The sequence below is a fragment of the Achromobacter aloeverae genome (genome assembly GCF_004121055.1).
Lineage (GTDB): Bacteria > Pseudomonadota > Gammaproteobacteria > Burkholderiales > Burkholderiaceae_B > Bordetella_C > Bordetella_C aloeverae.
In genome coordinates this window covers 1,212,083-1,235,886 of sequence record NZ_PYAL01000001.1, presented here as the reverse complement: position 1 = coordinate 1,235,886, position 23,804 = coordinate 1,212,083, and the positions used below count along the sequence as shown (strand labels likewise).

The window sequence follows — 23,804 nt, the reverse complement described above, 5'->3', positions numbered from 1 at the left end:
CTCCGCTAGTGCAACAGTTTCGGCGTGAGTCCCAATTCGTCGGCGGCCTTCGCCAGTCGCTTGTCCCGGGTCCACACGGTTGTGCCGGGCTGCAGCCGCGCAGAGGCTAGCAATGATGTGTCTACGTAACCAATGCCGCGGTTGAACAGCCCTTCGCGCTCGATGAGGAACAGCGTTTCCTCGGGCGTGGCAACGAGCGCGTTCGGTAAATCGCGCAGCGCCCCCAGCACGAGCTCACGATTTTTCAGGCTGCCCAGGGCAATCTCGGCGATCACGAAGGGATGCGTGAGCACTTGGCCGTCAGTCAGCAGGCTGGCCAGGACCGGATCGGCCGCATTGATGTGGTCTATCCAGACCGATGTATCGACCAGGATCATTCCACTTCCTGCCGACGGCGCGGCGCAGCCTTGATGCCGGGCTGGCTTCCGCCCAGGGCGATGAGCCGCTTCGCTGCTTCGCGTTGGATCAGGGCTTTGAGTGCTTCACGTACGAGTGTGGATTTTTCTTGGATGCCCGTGTAGGCCTGCGCCTTGGATAGCAGATCGTCATCGAGTGCGATCGTGGTTCGCATGGCGGCTCCTTTGAAAGGCAGGCATGGATGTTAGCATCAATTGATGCGGATAATAATGCCGCTCGCTGCTTGTCCCTCTTCCGGATACCGAGGGGAAATGTGCTCTCTTCCTATTGGGGCACTTTGTTATCCCTACATTCGTCGCCCGCTGTCGTCTGTTGAGCTAAGCTTATACGAATATGTAATTTGGAATAGATTCTTTATTACCTATAATTGGGGTCCAGCTCAGGAACCCCCATGAACCTGCAACAATTCCGATTCGTCAGAGAAACCATCCGCCGCGACTTCAACCTTACGGAAGCCGCGCGCATGCTCTACACGTCCCAACCTGGCGTGTCCAAGGCCATCATCGAATTCGAGGATGAACTGGGCGTCAAGATCTTCGAACGCCATGGCAAGCGCATCAAGGGGCTGACCAAGCCCGGCCTGGCCGTGTCGCAGGTGATCGACCGCATCATGCGCGAGGTCGACAACCTGAAGAAGGTCAGCGATGAATTCGCCCGCCGCGATGAAGGCGGCCTGGTGATCGCATGTACCCATACGCAGGCGCGCTACCTGTTGCCCCGCGTGATTCCGGCCTTCCGCAAGCAGTTTCCCAAGGTGCACCTGTCCCTGGCCGAAGGCAGCCCGTCGCAACTGGCCGAAATGGTGTTGCACGAGCAGGCCGACCTGGCCATCGCCACGGAGTCCCTGGCGCTCACACCGGGCCTGGCGACCCTGCCTTGCTATACCTGGGAGCACACCGTGGTGGTGCGGCCGGATCACGAACTGGCCGAGTTGAAGTCCAGCGAGGCCAAGCGGCTGACGCTGGAGCAGCTGGCGGCCTATCCCATCGTCACCTACGACCGCGCCTTTACCGGCCGTTCGACCATAGACGAGGTCTTCGCCAGCCAGAGCATCCATCCGGACATCGTGCTTGAGGCCATCGACGCCGACGTGATCAAGACCTATGTCGACGTGGGCCTGGGCATAGGCATCATCGCGGGCGTGGCCTACGATCCCCGCCGCGACAGCGGATTGATCGGCCTGCCGGTGGGGCACTTGTTCGGCACCCATACGACGCGGGTGGGCGTGAAGGCCGGCGTCTTCCTGCGCGATTACGTCTACACCTTCATCGAAATGCTGGCGCCGGCCCTGACGCGCAACGTCGTGGCCAAGGCGGTGCAGGGGCAGCAGGCGGACTAGGCCTGCTTGCGGCCACCCGCAAGCGCCGCATGTTCTCCAAACGGGCTCCGCCAGCGATGGCGGAGCCCGTTTGGCTTGGTGCCCGCCACGATCCCCACTATGTCTCCAGCATCGTCCATAAAAAATATAAATAAGAAGTCTTCTCATTTACTTGCCCAAACAAACAAGAATCATTATCATTAATTCCACTTCAACGACGCAACGAGGGAAATCTCATGGCGGGGCTAAGCGCAGTGGTAGTGGGGGCGGACCGGCTAGGCAATATTCCGGACTTGCTGAAGGGACACAATATTTCGATCACGCACCACATCAGTGGCCGTGATCCTTCACATCAGAAACGCGGTCTGGCGTTGCCCACGGGCACGCAACTGGTGATTCTGCTGACCGATTTCCTTGGCCATAACGTCATGAAGACGTTCCGCCATTCGGCTCAGCGCGCCGGCATCAAGGTGGTCGCTTGCCGCCGTTCGGTATGCAGCATGCAGCAGGCGCTCAGCCAATGCGGCTTGTGTCCGAACAATCCCAATAACGCCGGCAAGGTGCATTAACGGCGGCGTTCGGCAGTAGCTGGATACTTCAAAGGCCGTCGTGTGGGCTGATCCGCAAGATCAACCACACGACGGCCTTTTTTGCGTAACTGCGCCTGCAGTGAGGAATATCAGGTCTGTTCATCCAGCGCCCGGGAAACCGCCGTTTCCCCCAGGCTGGCTTGCGGTCCGACCACGGCGAATAGCAGGCCCTGGCGCGTGCCATAGCGCGCGACCAGCCCGCCATCGGCCCGCTGCCCGGCTGGCAACAGCCGCCGCGGCGATTCCGGCGGCCGCACGTAGAAACTGAGCGTATGCCCCCCGGCGTCCTGGTACAGCACCATGGCCGCGGCGCCTCCCTCGGTGGCGAACAGGCGCCCGCCACGCGGCTGGAATCCCGCCGCGCTCAAGTCCGGCAGCTTGGCGGACGCGCCGACATTGCGCACCAGCCAGGCCTGCATGTCACCCATATTCGCTCCACTGAAGTCGACCGCGGCACTGCGATCGACCACCATCAGCTTGTAGGCCGCGATCGCATCGCTCATCGGCAAGGTGCGCAAGGACGTGTCCGGGCTGCGCCAGTCGCGCGCCTGCCAGCCGCCCACCGTTCCCAGTCCCAGGCATAGCACCAGCGACGCCGCGATGGCCAGCCGGGTTCTCAGGCGCGCGGCCTGACCTGCGCGGATGGCGGCCGGGTCCAAGGTGGGATTGAAGGCGGGCAGGGGCAGGGCGTCCAGTTCCTCCCGCAACGAACGCGCATCCTGCGCCCAGGCCCGCGCCCGCGCGGCCTGGTCCGGATGTCGCGCGAACTGCCGTTCGATGGCCTCGCGTGCCTCGTCGTCGAGCCGCCCGTCGGCATACGCGTGGAGATCGTCATCATCAGGGGAATCGCTCATTTCATGACTCGCAATAAAGGCGCCGGGCGTTTGCCCTCGCTCAACTGGCGCAAGGCCTGGCGTGCGCGGGACAGCCGGGACATCACCGTGCCGATCGGCACGTCCAGGAGGTCGGCCGCCTCCTGGTAGCTGAAGCCCTCGACCGCGATCAGCAGCAGCAAGCCTCGTTGTTCGGTCGACAGGTCGCTGAAGGCGTTGAGCGTCGCGCGGGTGCTGGCCATGTGTTCGGCCGACGGCCAGTGCGGTTCATCGGGTTCCTGCAGGTTGCCGAGCAGCCGCGCATGGCGCTTCGCGCTGCGCTGCCCGTCCAGGAAGCGCCTGTGCAGGATCGTGAACAGCCAGCTGCGCAGGCTGTCTTCCCCGCGTCGGCTGCCCCAGCGCGACAGCGCCCGTTCCATGGTCGATTGCACCAGGTCGTCGGCCGCGTGGACGTCACGAGTCAGCCACAGCGCAAAGCGCCGCAGCCGCGGGATCAGTTCACGCAATTGCGCATCTAGTTCAGTCGAAGACATAGGCGGACCGGCTTTCCTGGTTTGCGCGGGCAGAGCGGACGCAGGAGGGGCAAGCGCCCGGATGCTCACAGGGGAAAAACGCCAATCGCCATCGTTAGACGTTCGAGGCGGCGTCTTATTCCATCAAAAATAAAAAAAGTTTAAAGGAATAAACCAGGCGCCGCGGCGTCTTACAGCGGTTCAGTACAGGACCTCATCGGTCGGGAGTTATTTTCATGGCACAGCGTTCTTCAAACGGCGATCCGGGCAACCGGCCGCTGCGTTGGGTGGCCATCGGCGGCGCGGTAGCGGTCGTCGTGCTCGCCTTTGGCTATGTCGGCGGCTGGCTGGCGCCCGCGCGGCTGACCCCGAAAAAGGTCGTCGACGCCTTGCAAACCAATGGCGGCCAGCATCCAGGCTATCGACGCAATCACGCCAAAGGTATCTGCGTAATCGGCTACTTCGAAGGCAATGGCGCGGCCAGTGCCTATTCCACCGCCTCGTTCTTCGAAGCGCGCAAAAGCCCCGTGGTCGGCCGCTTCGCGCTGCCGGGCGGCAATCCCTACGCGCCTGACAGCAGCGTGCCGATCCGCAGCATGGCCCTGCGCCTGACGGCGCCGGACGGCCAGCAATGGCGCACCGGCATGAACAGCATGCCGGTCTTCCCCCTGGCGACGCCGCAGGCCTTCTACGAACAACTGACCGCCAGCGCGCCCGATCCGAAGACGGGCAAGCCCGACCCCACGAAGGTGAAGGCCTTCGTCGGGGCGCATCCGGAAATGGCCGAGTTCCTAGCCTGGGTGAAGGGCGCCAAGCCCAGCGCCAGCTTCGCCACCGAAACGTACTACTCGCTGAACGCCTTCTACCTGGTGAACAAGGACGGCACCCGGCAAGCGGTGCGCTGGCGCATGGTGCCACAGCAGACCGACGGCGCCGGCCAAGTGGCGGCCGCTGGCGATCCGGACATCCTGCGCGAGGACCTGCCACGTCGCATCGCGGCCGGTGCGCAAAGCTGGAAACTGGAATTGACGCTGGCGGCCCCTGGCGATCCCGTCGATGACGCCACCAAGGCCTGGCCCGCCGACCGCAAAACCATAGACGCCGGCACCCTGGTGCTGAATGACGTGGCGCCGCAGGACAGCGGCCCCTGTCGGGACATCAACTACGACCCGACCGTGTTGCCCCAGGGCATCCAGGTCTCCGGCGATCCGCTGCTGGCGGCGCGTTCCGCCGCCTACGCGGATTCCTATCTGCGGCGTACCAGTGAAGAAGCCGGCGTCCCCGGCACGGCGCCCCTGTCTTCGGAGAAGAAATGATGAAAACCGTATTTGTCTGGCCCGCGCGCCTGTTGCACTGGCTCATGGCGGTGATGATCGTCACCATGCTGTTCATCGGGGTGGGCATGACGGCCACCGTGTCGACGTGGCATGACGTGCTGCTGTCGCTACACCGGCCGCTGGGTGCCGCGATACTGGTGCTGGTCTGTCTGCGGCTGATCGTGCGGCTGGCATCGCGGCAGCCGCCCTTGCCCGCTGACCTGCCAGCGTGGCAGAAGCTGGCCGCGCATGGCTCGCATCTGGCGATGTATGGGCTGATGATCGCGATGCCCTTGATCGGCTGGGCGATGGTGTCGGCCGGCGGCTACCCGGTGACGCTGTGGGCGGGAGTGACGCTGCCGCCGATCGCGCCGGCCGATCCCGCCGTGTTCGCCTGGTTGCGGCTGGCGCATCGCTGGCTGGCTTATCTGTTCTTCCTGACCTTCGTCGCCCACTTCGCCGCGGCGCTGTATCACGGCCTGATCCGCCGCGATGGCGTATTGCGGTCCATGGTCGGGAAGTCGTAGGCGCAGGAATCCTGCGCCGCCGACCTCCGTTCACGAGGCGGCGGCGTTCAGGTTCCTTGAGTCATCGATGAAACAAAAAGGCAGTCCATCATGGACTGCCTTAGGTGGAATGCCGCGGGCCATATGCGGCCCTGCAAACTGAATCAAATACCGCGCATCAGTTGCCGGCGCGGGCTTGCGCGATGAGGGTGCTGTCGATGCGGCGGGCGCCGTTGTAGCGCTTGCTCCAGTACGCCAGCTCCATGCTCTCGATGCGTACCTTGCCGCCGGCGCTGGGCGAATGGACGAAGCGATCGTCGCCGAGGTAGATGCCGACGTGCGAGTAGCGCCGCCCCATGGTGTTGAAGAACACCAGGTCGCCCACTTGCAGGTCGTTGCGGGCCACCGACATGCCGACCTTCTGATAGATTTCGGCGGCATTACGGGGTAGCTTTAGACCCAACGATTGTTGGGCGACATAGGACACCAGGCCGCTGCAGTCAAAACCGGTCGACGGCGACGTGCCGCCGAAGCGGTAGCGAATCCCGAGGTAATTCAGCGCCTCGCCCGCCAGCAATACGTTATCGGTCCCGTTGCCCGGCTTGTAGGCCATGCCCGACCCGCGCGACGGCCGGCGCAGCTTCTCCGCCAGCAGCATGCCGATGGGATCGTCGGCACTGCTGGCCCACTCGGCCTCATAGCCTTCGAGGTCGGTCGAGGCATAGTCGTAGCGCTGCGAGGTGCCGGTGTTGGCGCAACCCGCAAGGATGGCGACGCCGAGCGTCACGCTGGCGAGCCGCAACAGGCGGGTATGAGGTAGGAGAGGAGACAGGAAACGTGAGAGACGGTGGCCGTATCGGTTCATTGTTCGCTTGAAGGCGCTTTAGGCGCCTGGAAGACGACGGACGACCGCCGTGGGGGTTGGAGGTGTGATGACTGAAGTGTAATAACTCGCGTGATTCTATCAATGTTGCGTACAGTTTTCCATGACTGTGCGTATAGCAAAGATGTAACGACCTGCATAAGCTCTGCAGCGCCGTTATGGCTAGAATCTAGCGAGCTTCGGAAAGAGCGTGGCAGGAATCCTGCAGTTTGGGATCCTCTTCAGCGCCGGCGAAGCCGCGCAGCGATGTCCTCAGAGAACCTTGCAGTTCTTAACGACAAGACCAAATAACTGGTAAAGATCGACAAGAATCTGAAACAGTTGACACCATAACAGGAGACACGCATGCAAAAAATCCGGGATTTCCATTACGCATCCATACATCAGCGGCAAGAATTCTGGCGTCGGGAAGGCGGTCGCATCCATTGGGAGACGCCCTTCGAGCGAACCCTGGACGACAGCCGGCTGCCCTTCGCCCGCTGGTACGTCGGCGGCAAGACCAATCTCTGTTACAACGCCGTCGATCGCTGGCTCCCCCTTCAGGCGGATAGACAGGCCTTGATCTGGGTCTCCACCGAGGTCGACCAGGAGCGGATATATACGCAGGCGCAACTGCATGACGAGGTCAATGCGGTGGCCGCCATGCTGCGCGAACAGGGGGTCGGCCAGGGCGACCGGGTGCTGCTCTACATGCCCATGATCCCGGAGGCCGTGTTCACCATGCTGGCCTGCGCACGGCTGGGCGCCATCCATTCCGTGGTGTTCGGCGGGTTTGCCGCGCACAACCTGGCGCAGCGTATCGACGACGCACGCCCCAAGGTCATCGTCTCGGCCGACGCCGGCTCGCGCGGCGGCAAGGTGATGCCCTACAAGCCCTTGCTGGACCAGGCACTGGACTTGAGCCAGTCCCGCCCCGCCGCCGTCATCATCGTCGATCGTGGCCTGGCGCCCGCGCCGCTGGCCGATGGGCAATGGGACTATGCCGAATTGCGGGCGCGTCACGAGGGCGCGCGCGTGCCCGTGACCTGGCTGGAATCGTCCGAGCCCAGCTACATCCTCTATACGTCGGGAACCACCGGCAAGCCCAAGGGCGTGCAACGAGATACCGGGGGCTACACCGTGGCCCTGGCCGCATCGATGGAGTACATCTTCAACGGCAAGCCAGGCGAGACCTTTTTTTGCACCAGCGACATCGGCTGGGTCGTTGGCCACTCCTACATCGTCTATGGGCCCCTGATCGGCGGCCAGGCCACCATACTCTACGAAGGCACGCCGGTGCGGCCCGACGGCGCCATCCTGTGGAAACTGGTCGAGCGCTTCAAGGTGAACACGCTGTTCTCGGCCCCCACGGCCGTGCGCGTGCTCAAGCGGCAGGATCCCGAATTGCTGCGGCGGCACGATTTGTCCTCGCTGCGGACCCTCTATCTGGCCGGCGAGCCGCTGGACGAGCCGACCGCGCGCTGGATCGGCGAGGCCCTGGGCAAGCCGGTCATCGACAACTATTGGCAGACCGAAAGCGGCTGGCCCATCCTGTCGGCGCAGCCGGGCGTGGAGCGCACGCCGCCGCGCCTTGGCAGCCCTTCCTTTCCCACCTATGGCTACGACGTACGGGTGATCGACGAAAGCACCGGGCAGGACCTGGAGGCGGGCCGCAAGGGCGTGGTGGCCATCGTGCCGCCGCTGCCGCCGGGCGCCATGAGCACCATCTGGGGCGACGACGAACGTTTCGTGCGCACGTATTTCGAATCGATTCCGGGGCGGCAGGTGTATTCGACGTTCGACTGGGGGCGGGTCGATGACGACGGCTATTGGTTCATCCTGGGACGCACCGACGACGTGATCAACGTGGCAGGGCACCGGCTGGGCACGCGTGAAATCGAGGAGTCCATCAGCAGCCATGCCAAGGTGGCGGAATGCGCCGTGGTGGGCGTGGCCGACGCGCTGAAGGGACAGGTGGCGGCCGCCTTCGTGGTGTTGAAGGATCCCTCGCAGGCCGAGGGCGCGGATGCCATGCGGGCGCTGGAAGGCGATATGATGCGCGTGGTCGATCAGCAGCTTGGCGCCGTGGCGCGGCCGGCGCGCATCCGTTTCGTCGCGGCCTTGCCCAAGACCCGTTCCGGCAAGGTCTTGCGGCGGGCCATCGTGGCGGTGTGCGAAGGGCGCGATCCCGGCGACCTGGCGACGATCGAGGACCCCAATGCACTGGAACTGATCAAGGAATCGCTGAAATGAATAGCAAGCCCGTCCTTACCGCCGACGACGTCAAGAAGATCCTGGCGGCCGCCGAAGCGCATGCGCAGTCCAGCAAGTGGGCCGTCTCGATCGCCGTCGCGGATGACGGCGGCCATTTGCTGGGCCTGCTGCGCCTGGACGGGGCCGCGCCGATTTCCGCCCAGATCGCGCCCGCCAAGGCGCAGACGGCCGCACTGGGCCGCCGCGAATCCAAGGTCTATGAAGAGTCGATCAACAACGGTCGTTATGCCTTCCTGTCGGCGCCGATGACGGGCATGCTGGAAGGCGGGGTGCCCATCGTCGCGCAAGGCGTGGTGGTGGGCGCGGTGGGCGTGTCCGGCGTCAAGTCGAGCGACGACGTCGCCATCGCCAACGCCGGCATCGCGGCCCTGGGGCTGTAGCTCGGGCTCCGTGCGGAGCAAGGATGAACATGATGCAGGCAGGCACACAGGCAATACAGGCAAGGTCGCGGCCGCTGCGCATCGACTACGTTTCGGACATTGCGTGCCCATGGTGCGCGGTTGGGCTCTGGTCGCTGCAACAGGCACTTTCCAACCTGGGAGACGAGGTCGATGCCCGGATCGTCTTCCATCCCTTTGAATTGAACCCGGACATGCGGCCCGAAGGCGAGGCGATCGTCGACTACCTGGGAAGGAAATACGGACGCACCCCCGAACAGATCGCCGAATCGCAGGCCATGATCCGCGCGCGGGGGGCCAGCGTAGGCTTCGCCTTCGGCGCGCGCACCTACGTCTACAACACCTTCGATGCCCACCGCCTGCTGCACTGGGCGGGTATGGAAGGCAAGCAGTTCCCGCTCAAGGCCGCGTTGCTGCGGGCCTACCATTCCGACGGCAAGGACCCCAGCAAGCACGATGTGCTGGTGGAGACCGCGGCATCGGTGGGGCTGGACGCGGCGGCGGCGCGCCGGGTGCTGGAAGCCGGGGAGTATGCCGACGAGGTTCGTGCCGAGGAGCAGGAATACATCGACATGGGCATCCAGTCCGTACCCAGCATCATCTTCAACCGCAAATACCTGCTGAGCGGCGGGCAGCCCGTCGAGGCTTTCGAGCAAGCGATCCGGCAGGTCCTGGCCGAGCCCGCGTGACGGACAGCCAGGCGCTAGGGTAAGCCCCGATGTCCGCGGCGCGGAAGCGGCTGCTAGAGTAGTCGCACTCTTTCTTTCAACGCCGGTCGCCAGTGTTGCCGACCCAGCGTTGGGCAAAAAAGCCCTTTCCCGGGATATCCCCGGGAAAGGGCTTTTTTTTTCGTTTTTTTTGGTCGCTTTTCGCCTGCGCGGCTCGCGCGGCGCCGCTACGTCGCGCGCCCGGGCGGCCGTGCGTCCTCGATAACCGGAATTTCCAGGAGTGCTACATGAGACACGGAGATATCTCCAGCAGCAAGGATTGCGTCGGCGTTGCGGTGGTCAATTACCACATGCCGCGCCTGCACACGAAAGCCGAGGTGCTGGATAACGCGCGCAAGATCGCCGACATGGTGGTGGGCATGAAGCAGGGCCTGCCGGGCATGGACCTGGTGATCTTTCCCGAGTACTCGACCCACGGCATCATGTACGACGCCAAGGAAATGTACGACACCGCCGCCGCCGTGCCGGGCGAGGAAACGGAAATCTTCGCCGCCGCCTGCCGCAAGGCCAAGGTATGGGGCGTGTTCTCGTTGACGGGTGAACGGCACGAGGAGCATCCGAACAAGGCGCCGTACAACACCCTGATCCTGATGAACGACCAGGGCGAGATCGTGCAGAAGTATCGCAAGATCATGCCCTGGGTGCCGGTGGAAGGGTGGTATCCGGGCGATTGCACCTATGTGTCCGAAGGCCCCAAGGGCATGAAGATCAGCCTGATCATCTGCGACGACGGCAACTATCCGGAGATCTGGCGCGATTGCGCCATGCAGGGCGCGGAGCTCATCGTGCGCTGCCAGGGCTATATGTACCCGGCCAAGGACCAGCAGGTGCTGGTGGCCAAGGCCATGGCGTGGATGAACAATGTGTATGTGGCGGTCGCCAACGCGGCCGGCTTCGACGGCGTGTATTCCTATTTCGGCCATTCCGCCATCGTGGGCTTCGACGGCCGCACCCTGGGCGAATGCGGCGAGGAGAGCATGGGCATCCAGTACGCGGAGCTGTCCACCTCGCTGATCCGGGACGCGCGCCGCAACATGCAATCGCAGAACCACCTGTTCAAGCTGCTGCATCGAGGCTATACGGGCAAGATCAATTCCGGCGAGGACGCCAACGGCGTGGCGGCCTGCCCGTACAACTTCTACGCCCGCTGGATCAACGATCCCGAGGGCACGCGCAAGCAGGTTGAGGCCATTACGCGCGGCACGGTGGGCACGCCGGAGTGCCCGATCGAAGGCATCCCCAACACGCCCGCCGGGCATCGCTGAGCCATGCGGGACAGTCGTGATCCGCTGGCGGCCTGGCGCATCGCCACCGAACCTTATTACAGGCCGGTGGGCGATGAGCCGCGGCGCTACGAGCTTGCCTACGGACGGCGGCTGCCGCTCATCCTCAGCGGCCCGACCGGCTGCGGCAAGACGCGTTTTGTCGAGCATATGGCGTGGCGGCTGGGCGTGCCGCTGATCACCGTGGCCTGCAACGAGGACATGACCGCGTCCGACCTCGTCGGCCGCCATCTGCTGGACGCCGGCGGCACGGTCTGGCATGACGGACCCTTGACGCTGGCGGTTCGCCATGGCGCGATCCGCTATCTGGACGAGGTGGTCGAGGCGCGCCAGGACACCACCGTGGTGATCCATCCCCTGACCGACGGCCGGCGGCTGCTGCCGCTGGACAAGAAGGGGGAGCAACTGGCGGCGCATCCCGATTTCCAGCTGGTGGTTTCGTACAACCCCGGCTACCAGAGCGCGGCCAAGGATATGAAGCCGTCGACGCGGCAGCGCTTCGGGTCGATGGCGTTCGACTATCCGCCCCCCGCGACGGAGGCGGAGATCGTGGCGCATGAGGCAGGCATTGTCCTGCCGCTCGCCGAGCAACTGGTGGCCATCGCCGGACGCACCCGGGCCCTGCGCGGACATGGGCTGGAGGAGGGCGCTTCCACGCGCCTGCTGATCCACGCCGGCTGCCTTATGCGCGATGGGCTGGATGCCAGGGCCAGTTGCGAAATGACGCTGACGGGATCGCTCACCGACGATCCCGATGTCCTGCGGGTGCTGCATGATTGCATCGATGCAACCTTCGGTTGACCCGCAGGGACCGCCATCGCGCGCGACCACGCCGGGCGCAGTGGGGGATGTCGGCGTGGGTGCCGATGGGATTGCCGATGGGGATGCCGCTGGGGACGACACGCTGGCGCGCGCGTGCGGGCGCCTGGGCATGGCCTTGCGGGCGTTCGGCCGCGGGGAGGTGCATGTGGCGGCGCTGGCCGCACCCACGGGGCCGGCCACGAGCATCGCGTTGTCGCCGCAAGGGCTGATGGTGCCGCAAGACGTGTTGCGCGACGGCTCCTTGCACCGGGCGGTGGCGGCGCATGCGCTGGCGCATCTGCGGCATACCCCGCCGGGCGTGCCGGCGGCCGGCATGAAGGCGATGACGCTGGCGGTCTTGTCCCTGCTGGAAGACGCGCGCGCCGAACGCCTGCTAGGCATGGAATTCCCCGGTTTGGGACGGTGCCTGCAGCAGGCCCTGTTCGTGGAGTCGGCCGAACCTGGGCTGGACTTCGCGTCGTTGGCCTTGAGGCTGGCGCGCGCCATCGCGCGTCCCGCGCATCGCGACGGTAATTACTGGGTCGAAAAGGGGCGCGCGGGTTTCGAGCGTGTCTGGCAGGCGGGCGGCCGGCGGCGCGAGGACTACACGGACCTGGGCCGCGTGCTTGCGAACGACCTGGGCCAGATGCGCGTGCGCCTGGACCCGGACCAGTACCGCCGACCGCGCCACCGCGATGACGATGGTTGGCTGTGGACGCATCCGGGCGACGCGCGGGAGGCGGCGCTGGCCATGCTGCCGCCGCGGGCGGGTGGGCGGGACGATGCCCACCATCCGGCGGATGACATGGGGATCGATGAAAGGGATATGGAAAGGAGCCTAGGGAAAGGACGGCGCTTCCACTATCCCGAATGGCATTACCGTGCGGGCCTGCTGCGCGAGCACTGGTGCACCCTGGAAGACATCGGTCCGCCGCCGGCGCCGTCCATGCCGCCCGGCCCCGCGCGACGGCCCTGGCGCTTGCCGCGGCTGCCGCGCGTGCAGGAGCTCGATCGCGCGCGCCGCCTGCGCAGGCAATGGGAAGGGGAAGCCCTGGATATCGATGCCGCCATCGAGGCTGCCGTGGCGCGGCGTGCCGCGATCATGCCCGACGCGCGCGTATTCGTCGCGCCCGGCAGGCAGGCGCGCGCGGTCAGCGTGCTGGTGCTGCTGGACCTTTCGGAATCGGCCAATGACCGTGCGCAGGACGGCCAGCGCCTGCTCGATCGGGAACGGCAGGCGGCGCTGCTGCTCGCCGCCGCGGCGGCCGCGTCCGGTCACCGGGTGGCGGTGCACGGTTTCCATTCCGATACGCGCCATGCCGTGCGCTATGTCCGATTGCTCGACTTCGGCCGGCCGCTGGATGTTGTCGCCGCCGCGCGCATCGACGCGCAGCGGGCGGCGTGGTCGACCCGCCTGGGGACGGCGTTGCGCCATGCGACCGGCCGGCTGCATGAGGAGGCCGCCGCCCGGCGCGCCATCCTGGTGGTGACCGACGGCGCGCCTTCGGATATCGACGTGCATGATCCACGCCACCTGGTCGAGGATGCCCGCATGGCCGTCATCCAGGCGCGCCAGGCGGGCGTGCGCTGCCACTGCCTGGCGGTGGACGGCCAGTCCGCCGATGACGTCGGCCGCATGTTCGGGGCGCGCGGCTACGACATCGTCGCCGACCCCGCCGCGCTGCCCGCCAGGCTGGCGCGGGCATTCGGGCGCTTGTTGCGATGAGCGGCCGGTTCCCTGCGACCTCGGCGTCCGGCGCCAGTCGCGGGCCCGAGACCGGTCATGGTCCCGATTTCGGTCCTGGCCGTTGCGCCGCGCCATTCCCGGCCTTGCCGTTATCCCGTCTTGTTGCGCGCGGCGGCGACCGCTACGATTTCACGCGGGACGATACGTCGTCGTCCATCGCAGGCATGGAGAGCAGGGTGTGAGCCAGACCGATCCCGTCAAGGTGGGTGTGCTGTTTTCGACCAGCGGCGCGACCGGCGCCATCGGCGCTTCGCAACGGCTAGGCACCGAGCTGGCCATTGCCGAAATCAACGAGGCCGGCGGTATCGACGGCCGCGAGCTGGTGGCAATCTGCCATGATCCGCAGTCCAATCCCGCCCGCTATGCGCACCTGGCCGAACAACTGGTGGCGCAAGACGGCGTCAACGTCATTTTCGGCTGCTACATGTCCAGCAGCCGCATCGCGGTCATCCCCGTCGTGGAGCGCTGGAACCGGCTGCTGTTCTATCCCACGTTGTACGAGGGCTTCGAGTATTCGCGCAACGTCATCTATACGGGCGCGGCGCCCAACCAGAACAGCATGCAGTTGGCGGACTACATGACCGCGCATTATGGTCCGCGCGTCTATCTGCTGGGTTCCGACTACATCTATCCCTACGAATCCAACCGCATCATGGCCGACCTGGTGCTACAACGACCAGGCGGCGCCCGCGTCGGCGAGCGCTATGTGCGGCTGGGCGCCACCGAGGCGGATTTTCGCGTGGCCATCGAGGAGATCCGCGCATCGCGGCCGGATTTCATTTTCTCGACGGTGGTCGGCGACGCCACGGCGGCGTTCTACCGCGCGTACGCCGACGCGGGTTTCGACCCCGTGCGCATGCCCATTGCCAGCCTGACCACCTCGGAGGCCGAGGCGCGGCAGATGGGCGCCGACGTCGCATGCGGGCACTATACGGCAGCGCCGTATTTCCAGTCGCTGGACACGCCCGCCAACCGGCGCGCCCTGGCCAGCCTGCGGCGGCATCACGGCGCGGACGCGACCGCCAACCTTTGCTGGGAGGCGGCCTACTTCCAGGTCCATATGTATGCCCAGGCGCTGCGCCGGGCCGGCAGCGACCAGATCGACGCGCTGTTGCCGGCCTTGTTGGGCAGCAGCTTCGAAGCGCCGCAGGGCACGGTGCGCATCGATCCGGGCAACCACCACACGTGGCTCCATCCCCGCATCGGCCGCTTGCGCGCGGACGGCGACTTCGCCATCGTGCGCGCTTCGGCGGCGGCGGTGGCGCCGGATCCCTATCTGGTCAACCACGTGCTGGGCGACTGGACGGTCAAGATGACCGAGCTGGAGCCCTGAATGGAAAGCCCTGGGCGCCGCGCCAGTCCTGCCATGCCCGCCTACCTGCGCGACCTGCGCAGTTTGCGCGTGGCGGTGTTCCATCCCGACGATGCCGACGGCCAGAGCCTGGTGCAGCAACTGGATCGCATCGGCTGCCGTACGCAGGTGCATTGGCCGCCGCCGCCGGCGCCGGCCGAGGGCATGGACGTGGTATTCCTTGCCGTGCGCCCCGACCTGGTGCATCAGGACTATCCCTGGGCCAAGGGCGAGCAGGCGCCCACGGTGATCGCGGTGGTGAACTATGAAAACCCGACCATCGTCGAGGCGGTGTTGCGGCTGGGCGCGCGGGCCGTGCTGCCCGCCCCCGTGCGTTCCTTCGGCCTGCTGTCGGCCCTGGTGCTGGCGCGCCAGGTCAACGGCGAGATGCGTCACCTGCAACGCACCTTGCGCAAACTGGAAACCCGGCTGGAAGGGCAGCGCCAGATCGCCAAGGCGGCTGCTATCCTTATGCGCGGCAGGGGTATTTCCGAGAGCCAGGCCTACGAGCTGATACGCACCCAGGCCATGGCCAAGCGGGTGTCGACGGTGGACATCGCGACCTCGCTCATCCACGCCAGCGAAATGCTCGACCTGGGTCGCTGACCAATAAATTGGTGACAGGCTGTCGAGCCCGGCTAGAATCGGATTGCCCGACGTACATAAATCAATCTGCAAGCAAAAACAGCAGCTTCAAAATTCTCTGAAGGAGACCGTCATGCCCAACGCCATCGAATCCGTGCTGGTGGAAAACCGTGTGTTTCCGCCGCCGCCCGCTGCTTCGGCGGGCGCCGCCATCGGCAGCATGGATGCCTACAAAAAACTGTGCCTGGAAGCCGAGCAGGACTTCGACGGTTTCTGGCGGCGCCAGGCGAATGAAAACCTGGTCTGGAGCAAGCCCTTCAGCCAGGTGCTGGACGAAAGCAACGCGCCGTTCTACCGCTGGTTTGGCGACGGCGAACTCAATGTGTCGGCCAACTGCCTGGACAAGCACGTGCAGGGCGGCAATGCGGACAAGGTCGCCATCATCTTCGAGGCCGACGACGGCAAGGTCGACAAGATCACCTACCGTGAATTGCTGGGCCGCGTCTGCCAGCTGGCCAACGGCCTGAAGAAGCTGGGCTACAAGAAGGGCGACCGCGCCATCATCTACATGCCCATGTCGATCGAGGCGGTGGTGGTGATGCAGGCTTGCGTACGCCTGGGCGTGACCCATTCCGTGGTCTTCGGCGGCTTCTCCGCCAAGAGCCTGCAGGAACGCATCGTCGATGTCGGCGCCACGCTGGTGGTCACCGCGGACGAGCAGGTGCGCGGCGGCAAGACCATCCCGCTGAAGCCGGCGGTGGAGGAAGCGTTCGCCATGGGCGGCTGCGACGCCGTGCGCCAGGTCATCGTCTATCGCCGCACCGGTGGCAAGACGGCTTGGGTGGAAGGCCGCGACCTGTGGCTGCATGATGTCGTGGCCGGTCAATCGGAGCAATGCGATCCGGTCCCGGTGGAAGCCGAGCATCCCCTGTTCATCCTCTATACGTCCGGCTCGACCGGCAAGCCCAAGGGCGTGCAGCATGCCTCCGCCGGCTATCTGCTGTGGTCCCTGCTGACCGTCAAGTGGACCTTCGACGCCCGTCCCGACGACGTCTACTGGTGCACGGCCGACGTGGGCTGGATTACCGGCCACTCCTACATCGCCTATGGCCCGCTGGCGGCCGGGCTGACCCAGGTGGTATTCGAGGGCGTGCCCACCTATCCCAACGCGGGCCGCTTCTGGGACATGATCGCGCGCCACAAGGTGACGACGTTCTACACCGCCCCCACCGCCATCCGCTCGCTCATCAAGGCGTCGGCTGCCGCGCCCGATACGGCGCCGGACCGTTATGACCTGAGCAGCCTGCGCATCCTGGGCTCGGTGGGCGAACCCATCAACCCTGAAGCGTGGATGTGGTACCACAAGACGGTGGGCGGCGAACGCTGCCCCATCGTCGACACGTGGTGGCAGACGGAGACCGGCGGTCACATGATCACCCCGCTGCCAGGCGCCACGCCCACCAAGCCGGGTTCCTGCACGCTGCCCCTGCCGGGCATCGCCGCGGCCATCGTCGACGAGACCGGCGCGGACGTGGACCAGGGCAACGGCGGTTTCCTGGTGATCAAGAAACCCTGGCCGGCGATGATCCGCAACATCTGGGGCGATCCGGAACGTTTCAAGAAGAGCTACTTCCCGCCCGAGCTGCGCGGCTACTACCTGGCGGGCGATGGCGCGCAGCGCGACGCCGACGGCTACTTCTGGATCATGGGCCGGATCGATGACGTGCTGAACGTCTCCGGCCATCGCCTGGGCACCATGGAAGTGGAATCGGCCCTGGTGTCGCATCCGTTGGTGGCGGAAGCCGCGGTGGTGGGGCGTCCGGACGACACCACGGGCGAGGCCGTGGTGGCCTTCGTGGTGCTCAAGGGCGCGCGTCCCGAGGGCGACGAGGCCGCGGCGGTGGCCAAGCAGCTGCGCGACTGGGTGGCCAAGGAAATCGGCCCCATCGCCAAGCCCAAGGACATCCGCTTCGGCGAGAACCTGCCCAAGACCCGCTCGGGCAAGATCATGCGGCGCCTGCTGCGCGTGGTGGCCAAGGGCGAGGAGGTCACCCAGGACGTCTCGACGCTGGAAAATCCGCAGATCCTCGACCAGTTGTCGAAGTCGGTATGAGACCCACCCCAGCGCGCTGCGCGCGCCCCCCTCAAGGGGCGCGCGTAGCGGACCGGGGGACCCGGATCCGCCGCGCCCCGCTTGAGAGGCGCTTCGGCGCCGCTGACTCCGGGGACGCTGCGTCCTGCCGGGGAGACACTTGAGCGCGGCTGACCTTGGATCCGCCGCGCCCCGCTTGAGAGGCGCTTCGGCGCCGCTGACTCCGGGGACGCTGCGTCCTGCCGGGGAGACACCTGAGCGCGGCTGGCCTTGGATCCGCCGCGCCCCGCGGGGAAGGCGCCTCCGCGCCGCCCGCTTGTTGTTCCATGGGAGTTCGCAATGATCGTATTCGTGACGGGCGCGACGGCGGGTTTTGGCGCCGCCATCGCCGAGCGCTTCATCCGCGACGGCCACAAGGTGGTCGCCACCGGCCGGCGCAAGGAGAAACTGCAGGCCTTGCGCGACCGCCTGGGCGAGCGCTTGTCGACGCTGCAGCTGGACGTGCGCGACGCCGCCGCCGTGGCGGCCCTGCCGGACACGCTGCCGCCGGCTTTCGCCGAGATCGACGTGCTGGTCAACAACGCCGGCCTGGCGCTGGGCCTGGAGCCCGCCCAGCGCGCCGACCTGGACGACTGGATAGGCATGATAGACACCAACGTCACCGGGCTGGCGCGCGTCACGCACGCCCTGCTGCCCGGCATGGTGGCGCGCAATCGCGGCCATGTCATCAATATCGGTTCGGTGGCCGGCAACTACCCGTATTCGGGCGGCAATGTGTACGGCGCCAGCAAGGCGTTCGTGCGGCAATTCAGCATGAACCTGCGCGCCGACCTCACGGGCACCGCCTTGCGCGTGACCAATATCGAACCCGGCCTGGTCGGGGGCACGGAATTCAGCGACGTGCGCTTCAAGGGTGACAAGGCCAAGGCGGCCAGCCGCTACGAGGGCGTCACGGCCCTGACCGCCGACGACATCGCCGAGGCCGTGGCCTGGGTCAGCGGCTTGCCGCCGCACGTCAATATCAACAGCCTGGAAGTCATGCCGGTGGCGCAGTCGTTCGCGGCGCTGTCGATCACGAAAGACCGTTGAATCGCGCGGCCGGCCGTCAGCGCCGCCGGGTCTTCGAGCGGCGCTTCGTCATGCGCGATACGAGCGACCTGACAACGCTCGCGGGAGGCGTGGACGTGTCCGGCAACTCGTCGTCGATATCGTTCTCGTCTTGCTCGAGCGTGAACCACGGCGCGTGGTAGGTCCTGCGTTCGTAGGCCTGCCCCGTACGGTCGCTGACGCGCCCCGTGATGACGCGGGTGGGCCGGCCCAGGGCGTCATGGAGATACTGGTCGGACGGGAAGTTGGCGTTCCAGCTCGACATGGTGTCATAGCTGGGAAATTGCGTGCGTGCCAGCGTGGCGGATGCGTTGCTCAGGAAAGGGCTGCAGAAAAACGCGGGCCATTGCGTGAGCACCTCGCCAGCGGGGGCATGTCGTGTGTAGTCCCTGACGGCATGGACGACGCCTGGTGTGCCCAAGGGGAGCGATATTTGGCCGAATTGGCTGCAGAGGTAGACCGGATTGCCTCCAGGCACGCGCAGGAAGGTGCATAGCGTGCGGTCGCGCCCATCCACATAGGTCGTGGTCATAGGCAGATTCTGCGCGCTCGCCGACAAGGGCGCCGCTGTGGTCGAAAATGCGTCCGCTGCCTGGATGGCATAGAGGGCAGGCTGTGCCGACGGCAGCGCGAATGACTTCAGAAACATGAGGTATGGCGATGTGTCGTCGGGGTCGCCGAGGTCGGCGACGTCGGCGGTAGTCGCATCGCTCGCAGCCAATGCGCGCCCGCGCGACCGCAGAAACGCGTAAGTGCTCTTGTCTGTCGCCGCGCCCGTCAGAAAAAGATAGTGCGCGCTGGCGAGGTTGTCGGTGACGGTTGCCGATAAATTGAAATTACTGGAGACAGTGGCATACCAACCCGTCATGTTGTTGGCCTGGTAATCGACGCGCGACGCCTGGTTCTGCGGACCCGTGCCGTCGAAGTTCCCGTCATAGGGGGTGGTTTCCAGATCGTCGAAGCCCACTTGCTCGATGGCCACGCTGCCGTCGTCGTTGGCCTTGAGTTGCGTGCCGGAAAAACTCGTGGCGATCACACGCCCCAGTGCGTCGAACTGCACTTGCAGCTTGTTCATGTTCGGGTCGAGCAGGGTCGTTGGCGCCAGGAAGCGATAGTCGATGGTGCGGGCGGTGACGACATTGCCATAGACATCCGTCGCTGCCGTCACCAGCACGTATTGGCTGTCCCAGGAGTACGTGGTGGAGGGGTATTTGCCATCCGCCCCTTCCAGAAATGATGGGAAGTACAGGTTCAGCCTCCAGAATCCGGTATCGTCGTTGTAAAAGTTGATATCGAACTGGCCGGCGTGGATCCTGTCCGTTTCCGGCGCGCCGCCGGGGACGGTGAGCAGCAGGTTTTCCGACGTGTAGCCCGCAGCCGTGATTTCACTGGCGCCCAGGCCGTTGCCGGTGAGGAACGCGTGGTCCGCGTTGGTCATGAGCGCTGTGTACTTGCAGGTCAGCAGGACCAGAGGCCCTGGCAGTTCGGAATTGTATTGATAGCGGGTCTGTGCCTGCAGGGTACGGGTCTGCCCCGGCGCGAGCAGGCAGGTCGGGTCGCCCAGCGCCGACAGCGTCTCGACATGCAGGCCCGGGCCGCCCGGTTTCGCGGCTGCGTACGTGTCGTAGGTCAGGACGTTCTGGCGTTCCACCGCCAGCGCGCCCAGCCGGTAGTCGGAGCCGTCCAGGTGCTGCGCCTGGAAGCGCGATTCCGCGAGGCGCAGCACGGTTTGCTGGTCATCGAAGGTGGAGGTCCAGCTCAGACCCGTGACGGCGCTTGCGCCGTTGCCCGCGACGGGGAAGGGGATGCGTAGCGACGCGTCCAGTCCGGTGTCCACATAGGGGTTGGCGGACGTGGCCGTCAGCCACCTGGGATAGGCGACATCCACGCGCCAGGTGGCATAGCCGTACTGGTCCGCGTCCATTTCCAGGGTCTGCGTGACCAGGGGGTCGGTGGCGTATCCCTCGTAGTTGTAGGTGATCGTCTCCAGCGCCATGGGCAGCACGATCGCGTAGGGCAGGGTTGGCGACAGGTCTCGGACCGCCCGGCTTTGCCAGCGCATGTGCTGGATGGACAGGGGAACGTCGCTGGCGCCGTAGGTTTCGACGCGTAGCGTGCTGCCGGCCAGCGCGCGGGCTTGCCACCACAGCTGCTCGACGCCCGGGGTCGCCACCGTGTCGTGCCAGGGCGCCTGGACCGTCGTGGTGGCGGTGTATTGGGTGTACCGTGTCGCCAGGTTGGCGTAGGCGGATGCGTCCGAATACGGCATGCCGTAGAAATAGGGGCTGCCGGTTGAGGACTTCAATGTATCGTCCGTCACCCGGCCCGCATGGAACCAGGTCTTGGTGACCGAGGGCGCGAGCGCGGATACCCGCGTGGCGGTCGGAGCCGGCGTGGCCATGCTCCAGGTCCAAGTCTCCTGGCGGATTTCCGTATATCGAAAACCGCGCGATTCGCGCTCCCTGCCGTCCCAGACGCCATCCCGGTATTTCGGTGTCGAGACGCGCTGCAGGTTGGTGACTTGATCGACCTGCGCGATGCTGTCCACGAGCATGCGCGCGCCGGGACGATGGGTGGGCGCGCCATTCCTGGTCTCCACCTTCTCGTCGACCCAATCCTGGATCGAATTGCGCCAGGTGACTTCGGTGCGGGCGCCCGCGTTGTTGTCCAGCGCGGCCAGCTGATAAGGCGGCGTGGCATTGAGGTCTAGGCGCCAATAACGGGTCGCGCCGGATCCGGGATAGCCCTGCGGCGGCGTCACGTCGCCATAGGGTTGGGTCAGCACGATGCTGGTGCCGCCCGTACCGGCGCTGTCGGAAAACTGGATGCTGGCGAGGTTCCCCAGATGGAAGCCGGCGGGATAGGGGATGATGGCAGGCGTGCTGGCGTAGCCGTTGCCGCATAGATTTTGGTGGATCCGGATGCCATCCACGTCCGCATAGACCAGGTCCGGGGCCTGCTGTCCGAAGAGGGAAAGGAAATAGACCCGCCCGGGATCGAACGAGGTCGCGTCGAAGGGCAGCGCGGCGGTCATGGTGACCGCCGCGCCGAAACGGCCGTTGCCCAGCCACGGCCAGTATGTCAGCGAGTCGTGCCGCACGCGCACCAGCTGCGGCTGCCCCGAGCCCAGCACGTCGGCGAAATTCACCCATTCCCGGGGATTGCGTCCGGGCATGGGCAGCACGATGCCGCCAGCCTGGGCAACCTCCCGTGGCGCGGAGAAAGCGACCGTGGTGTCGGTGGACTGGTTGGTGTAATAGCGCACCGAAGTCGGCGACAGGACGAACAGGTCCGGCAGGCCCGAGCCGTGCATATTGCCGAACCTCGCGTACGGGGCGCCGATTTCGGTGGGCAAGGTCTGGACGGGAACGAAGGCCGACCAGGTCTGGTCGGCCTGCATGGCGTGATAGCCGCGTGGGCCGCCGGCGCCCGTCTTCAGGCTTTCCAGGCTGCCGTCGCCATTGATGTCCATCAGCAGGTTGTCGGCGGCGCCGCTGATGACGGGAACACTGCCCAGCAGATTTCGCGGTCCATAAGTAATCGCCCGCGGCGTCGCGCCCTTGCGCTGGTCGCGCACCGGACGGCGGTAATACCAGCAATTACCTATTCGATGCAGCAGACCGGCCATGCCTTCGCTGTAGAGATCGGTTTCCGAATACAGGATGGGATCCGATTCCGGCGTGTCGCCGTCGATCGGCAGGGCCATGGGTTGTGCGAGGGCCGTCCAGCAGCTGGCGTCCGCCGGCGCGGCGAAGTCCGGCGTCCACTCGATGTCCACCAAGGGCAGGAACCGCCAGGCGCCGTCGGTCTCGTAGGCCATGCGCTGCGTGCCCATCAGGCGCGCGGCCGAGGGCAGTTCTTCATAGTCCAGCCACAATCGGGAAACCAGTGTCGGCGTGCCCTTGTCGCTCAATTGCTTGTCGTTGTCGATGCGGTGGTACATGAGCACCTGGCGGCACAGGTATTCGGCGGGAACGGCGTAGCCATAACCGTAGTCGACGTGGTGATCCTGGCGCCTGACCCACGATTGCGCCGCGATGGCGTCATAGGATGCCGGTACCTGCCAGGCAGGGGTGGGCTGGCTGTAGTCGAACAGCAAGGTAAACAGCCAACCCTGGTGATCGGGCCCCTGGGTCGCGTCCGTATTCGAGAGGAAGGGCTGTTGTGCGCAGGTCGTGTTGCCGTAGTGGATCGCGGTGAGATAGCGGCTGGACTGCTTGGCATCGGGACCGGGACTGTATTTGTAGTAGATGTGCTGGCCGTCCGGGGTCACGGACTCATGCAGCAGCCAGGCCGCCGTGCGGGTCGTATCGGCGGGATCCTGGATGCGGGCGTCCGCGGTCCTGCCGAACCACAGTATCTCGCCGTCGGCCATCGACACCTGCCAGAAGTCATTGGCCTGCGTGTCTGGCGCTTGCATGTAGACGATGCGCGAGAACGCGCCTTCCTTGCGCGGCATGTACTGCAAGGCGGTGTAGCGCGCCGGCGTGCCGCTGACCGAGGATAGCGATCCGGTGTACGACATCACCTCGCCGTCCGGTCCGATGAATTCGTCATTGCGATCGTAGTTGGGAAAACCGTGATCGAAGCGCCGACGTATCGACGGCGGTCCGGCATCCCAGCCCCAGCCGAACACGCCGTTGCCGCCTCCGCTCGCCAGGGCCAGCCGGGGCGCATAGCCGCGTCCCGGAGAAATGGGGAGGTCGATGGAAAAGCTCGTGCCGCCGCCATTGCCGATGGGCGCGGCCTCGACCGATGCGATGCCGAGCCCGCCGGCGCCAGGCTGGGGCAGGGTGGGTGGGGCCGGCGTGGCGGTTGGCGCGGTCAAGGGTCTACCCATGTCCGTTATGCTCCTGAGCGATGGCCGATGCTGCCGGCGTCAGTTCGAGGGATATGCGGATCGCAAGGCAAGTCTAGGAAGGCCTGGTCGCGACACGGTATTGCGCAATCGCGCAACCGTTTTGAAAACCGGCCCTGTTTCACCGCGTCGCGGCGGAGTCGAGTGGGGAAGCGCGCTCCTGATACTCTATGGCCTGCCGGGTGGCGCGCGCGGCGCGGCCCCGTTTCGTGACGCAAGGCGACAA

At 65.7% G+C, this 23,804-nt stretch carries 20 protein-coding genes; 14 read left to right on the top strand and 6 right to left on the bottom strand.

Annotation, left to right across the window (positions count from 1 at the left end; genetic code table 11):
* Positions 1-5 precede the first annotated feature (5 nt).
* Positions 6-377, bottom strand: a complete 372-nt coding sequence (locus tag C7R54_RS05375) for a type II toxin-antitoxin system VapC family toxin (RefSeq protein ID WP_129149098.1) — start codon at positions 375-377, stop codon at positions 6-8.
* Positions 374-571, bottom strand: coding sequence for a type II toxin-antitoxin system VapB family antitoxin (locus tag C7R54_RS05370; protein WP_129149097.1), 198 nt, complete (start codon positions 569-571; stop codon positions 374-376). The genes C7R54_RS05375 and C7R54_RS05370 overlap by 4 nt, the downstream gene beginning before the upstream one ends.
* A 237-nt stretch (positions 572-808) precedes the next feature.
* On the opposite strand from C7R54_RS05370, the gene C7R54_RS05365 reads away from it, so the two are divergent.
* Complete coding sequence (locus C7R54_RS05365; RefSeq protein WP_129149096.1) at positions 809-1,756, top strand: CysB family HTH-type transcriptional regulator; 948 nt, start codon at positions 809-811, stop codon at positions 1,754-1,756.
* 215 nt (positions 1,757-1,971) lie between these two features.
* Positions 1,972-2,304, top strand: a complete 333-nt coding sequence (locus tag C7R54_RS05360; RefSeq protein ID WP_088598430.1) for a DUF2325 domain-containing protein — start codon at positions 1,972-1,974, stop codon at positions 2,302-2,304.
* A 110-nt stretch (positions 2,305-2,414) separates the two neighbouring features.
* On the opposite strand, the gene C7R54_RS05355 is transcribed toward C7R54_RS05360, so the two are convergent.
* Together C7R54_RS05355 and C7R54_RS05350 are read right to left on the bottom strand one after the other, a co-directional pair.
* Positions 2,415-3,179: an anti-sigma factor family protein gene (locus C7R54_RS05355; RefSeq protein WP_129149095.1), complete on the bottom strand. Its 765-nt coding sequence runs from the start codon at positions 3,177-3,179 to the stop codon at positions 2,415-2,417.
* Entirely contained in the window at positions 3,176-3,691 is a 516-nt protein-coding gene (locus tag C7R54_RS05350; RefSeq protein WP_129149094.1) for a sigma-70 family RNA polymerase sigma factor, read from the bottom strand. Before C7R54_RS05350 ends, C7R54_RS05355 begins: the two co-directional genes overlap by 4 nt.
* Before the next feature lie 215 nt (positions 3,692-3,906).
* Here C7R54_RS05350 and C7R54_RS05345 point away from each other — a divergent pair, with 215 nt between their 5' ends.
* Both C7R54_RS05345 and C7R54_RS05340 read left to right on the top strand, forming a co-directional pair.
* On the top strand, positions 3,907-4,986 hold the full coding sequence (locus tag C7R54_RS05345) for a catalase family peroxidase (RefSeq protein WP_129149093.1): 1,080 nt from the start codon (positions 3,907-3,909) through the stop codon (positions 4,984-4,986).
* Complete coding sequence (locus tag C7R54_RS05340) at positions 4,983-5,513, top strand: cytochrome b (protein WP_088598427.1); 531 nt, start codon at positions 4,983-4,985, stop codon at positions 5,511-5,513. Before C7R54_RS05345 ends, C7R54_RS05340 begins: the two co-directional genes overlap by 4 nt.
* Positions 5,514-5,670: 157 nt before the next feature.
* Here C7R54_RS05340 and C7R54_RS05335 read toward each other — a convergent pair whose 3' ends face one another.
* Positions 5,671-6,357, bottom strand: a complete 687-nt coding sequence (locus C7R54_RS05335) for a C40 family peptidase (RefSeq protein ID WP_129149092.1) — start codon at positions 6,355-6,357, stop codon at positions 5,671-5,673.
* A gap of 363 nt (positions 6,358-6,720) precedes the next feature.
* Between C7R54_RS05335 and C7R54_RS05330 the strand changes: the two genes are divergently transcribed.
* From C7R54_RS05330 to C7R54_RS05285, 10 genes are all read left to right on the top strand, one after another.
* On the top strand, positions 6,721-8,607 hold the full coding sequence (locus tag C7R54_RS05330) for a propionate--CoA ligase (RefSeq protein ID WP_129149091.1): 1,887 nt from the start codon (positions 6,721-6,723) through the stop codon (positions 8,605-8,607).
* Entirely contained in the window at positions 8,604-9,008 is a 405-nt protein-coding gene (locus tag C7R54_RS05325) for a heme-binding protein (RefSeq protein ID WP_129149090.1), read from the top strand. The genes C7R54_RS05330 and C7R54_RS05325 overlap by 4 nt, the downstream gene beginning before the upstream one ends.
* 29 nt (positions 9,009-9,037) lie before the next feature.
* A complete protein-coding gene (locus tag C7R54_RS05320; protein ID WP_240039376.1) occupies positions 9,038-9,715 on the top strand; it encodes a DsbA family oxidoreductase in 678 nt (225 codons plus the stop codon).
* A 266-nt stretch (positions 9,716-9,981) separates the two neighbouring features.
* Positions 9,982-11,019 carry an aliphatic amidase gene (locus tag C7R54_RS05315; RefSeq protein ID WP_129149089.1) on the top strand — a complete coding sequence of 346 codons (1,038 nt, stop codon included), beginning with the start codon at positions 9,982-9,984 and terminating at the stop codon, positions 11,017-11,019.
* Positions 11,020-11,022: 3 nt separating this feature from the next.
* Complete coding sequence (locus C7R54_RS05310; protein ID WP_129149088.1) at positions 11,023-11,838, top strand: CbbQ/NirQ/NorQ/GpvN family protein; 816 nt, start codon at positions 11,023-11,025, stop codon at positions 11,836-11,838.
* Positions 11,822-13,564 (top strand): nitric oxide reductase activation protein NorD, encoded by a 1,743-nt coding sequence (locus C7R54_RS05305; protein ID WP_129149087.1) that lies wholly within the window; start codon positions 11,822-11,824, stop codon positions 13,562-13,564. Before C7R54_RS05310 ends, C7R54_RS05305 begins: the two co-directional genes overlap by 17 nt.
* Positions 13,565-13,763: 199 nt before the next feature.
* Positions 13,764-14,918, top strand: a complete 1,155-nt coding sequence (locus C7R54_RS05300) for a transporter substrate-binding domain-containing protein (RefSeq protein WP_240039375.1) — start codon at positions 13,764-13,766, stop codon at positions 14,916-14,918.
* Positions 14,919-15,542 carry an ANTAR domain-containing response regulator gene (locus C7R54_RS05295; protein WP_129149085.1) on the top strand — a complete coding sequence of 208 codons (624 nt, stop codon included), beginning with the start codon at positions 14,919-14,921 and terminating at the stop codon, positions 15,540-15,542.
* Positions 15,543-15,654: 112 nt separating this feature from the next.
* The gene (acs, locus tag C7R54_RS05290) at positions 15,655-17,634 is read left to right on the top strand and encodes an acetate--CoA ligase (protein ID WP_129149084.1); all 1,980 of its coding nucleotides are present in this window, start codon (positions 15,655-15,657) and stop codon (positions 17,632-17,634) included.
* A 318-nt stretch (positions 17,635-17,952) separates the two neighbouring features.
* The gene (locus tag C7R54_RS05285) at positions 17,953-18,702 is read left to right on the top strand and encodes an SDR family NAD(P)-dependent oxidoreductase (protein WP_129149083.1); all 750 of its coding nucleotides are present in this window, start codon (positions 17,953-17,955) and stop codon (positions 18,700-18,702) included.
* 16 nt (positions 18,703-18,718) lie between these two features.
* On the opposite strand, the gene C7R54_RS05280 is transcribed toward C7R54_RS05285, so the two are convergent.
* Positions 18,719-23,560, bottom strand: a complete 4,842-nt coding sequence (locus C7R54_RS05280; RefSeq protein WP_129149082.1) for a SpvB/TcaC N-terminal domain-containing protein — start codon at positions 23,558-23,560, stop codon at positions 18,719-18,721.
* Between the last annotated feature and the right edge of the window lie 244 nt (positions 23,561-23,804).

Coding starts and splice junctions, on each gene's coding strand:
- C7R54_RS05375 (WP_129149098.1), bottom strand. CDS start 377: ATGATCCTGGTCGATACATCGGTCTGGATAGACCACATCAATGCGGCC.
- C7R54_RS05370 (WP_129149097.1), bottom strand. CDS start 571: ATGCGAACCACGATCGCACTCGATGACGATCTGCTATCCAAGGCGCAG.
- C7R54_RS05365 (WP_129149096.1), top strand. CDS start 809: ATGAACCTGCAACAATTCCGATTCGTCAGAGAAACCATCCGCCGCGAC.
- C7R54_RS05360 (WP_088598430.1), top strand. CDS start 1,972: ATGGCGGGGCTAAGCGCAGTGGTAGTGGGGGCGGACCGGCTAGGCAAT.
- C7R54_RS05355 (WP_129149095.1), bottom strand. CDS start 3,179: ATGAGCGATTCCCCTGATGATGACGATCTCCACGCGTATGCCGACGGG.
- C7R54_RS05350 (WP_129149094.1), bottom strand. CDS start 3,691: ATGTCTTCGACTGAACTAGATGCGCAATTGCGTGAACTGATCCCGCGG.
- C7R54_RS05345 (WP_129149093.1), top strand. CDS start 3,907: ATGGCACAGCGTTCTTCAAACGGCGATCCGGGCAACCGGCCGCTGCGT.
- C7R54_RS05340 (WP_088598427.1), top strand. CDS start 4,983: ATGATGAAAACCGTATTTGTCTGGCCCGCGCGCCTGTTGCACTGGCTC.
- C7R54_RS05335 (WP_129149092.1), bottom strand. CDS start 6,357: ATGAACCGATACGGCCACCGTCTCTCACGTTTCCTGTCTCCTCTCCTA.
- C7R54_RS05330 (WP_129149091.1), top strand. CDS start 6,721: ATGCAAAAAATCCGGGATTTCCATTACGCATCCATACATCAGCGGCAA.
- C7R54_RS05325 (WP_129149090.1), top strand. CDS start 8,604: ATGAATAGCAAGCCCGTCCTTACCGCCGACGACGTCAAGAAGATCCTG.
- C7R54_RS05320 (WP_240039376.1), top strand. CDS start 9,038: ATGATGCAGGCAGGCACACAGGCAATACAGGCAAGGTCGCGGCCGCTG.
- C7R54_RS05315 (WP_129149089.1), top strand. CDS start 9,982: ATGAGACACGGAGATATCTCCAGCAGCAAGGATTGCGTCGGCGTTGCG.
- C7R54_RS05310 (WP_129149088.1), top strand. CDS start 11,023: ATGCGGGACAGTCGTGATCCGCTGGCGGCCTGGCGCATCGCCACCGAA.
- C7R54_RS05305 (WP_129149087.1), top strand. CDS start 11,822: ATGCAACCTTCGGTTGACCCGCAGGGACCGCCATCGCGCGCGACCACG.
- C7R54_RS05295 (WP_129149085.1), top strand. CDS start 14,919: ATGGAAAGCCCTGGGCGCCGCGCCAGTCCTGCCATGCCCGCCTACCTG.
- acs (WP_129149084.1), top strand. CDS start 15,655: ATGCCCAACGCCATCGAATCCGTGCTGGTGGAAAACCGTGTGTTTCCG.
- C7R54_RS05285 (WP_129149083.1), top strand. CDS start 17,953: ATGATCGTATTCGTGACGGGCGCGACGGCGGGTTTTGGCGCCGCCATC.
- C7R54_RS05280 (WP_129149082.1), bottom strand. CDS start 23,560: ATGGGTAGACCCTTGACCGCGCCAACCGCCACGCCGGCCCCACCCACC.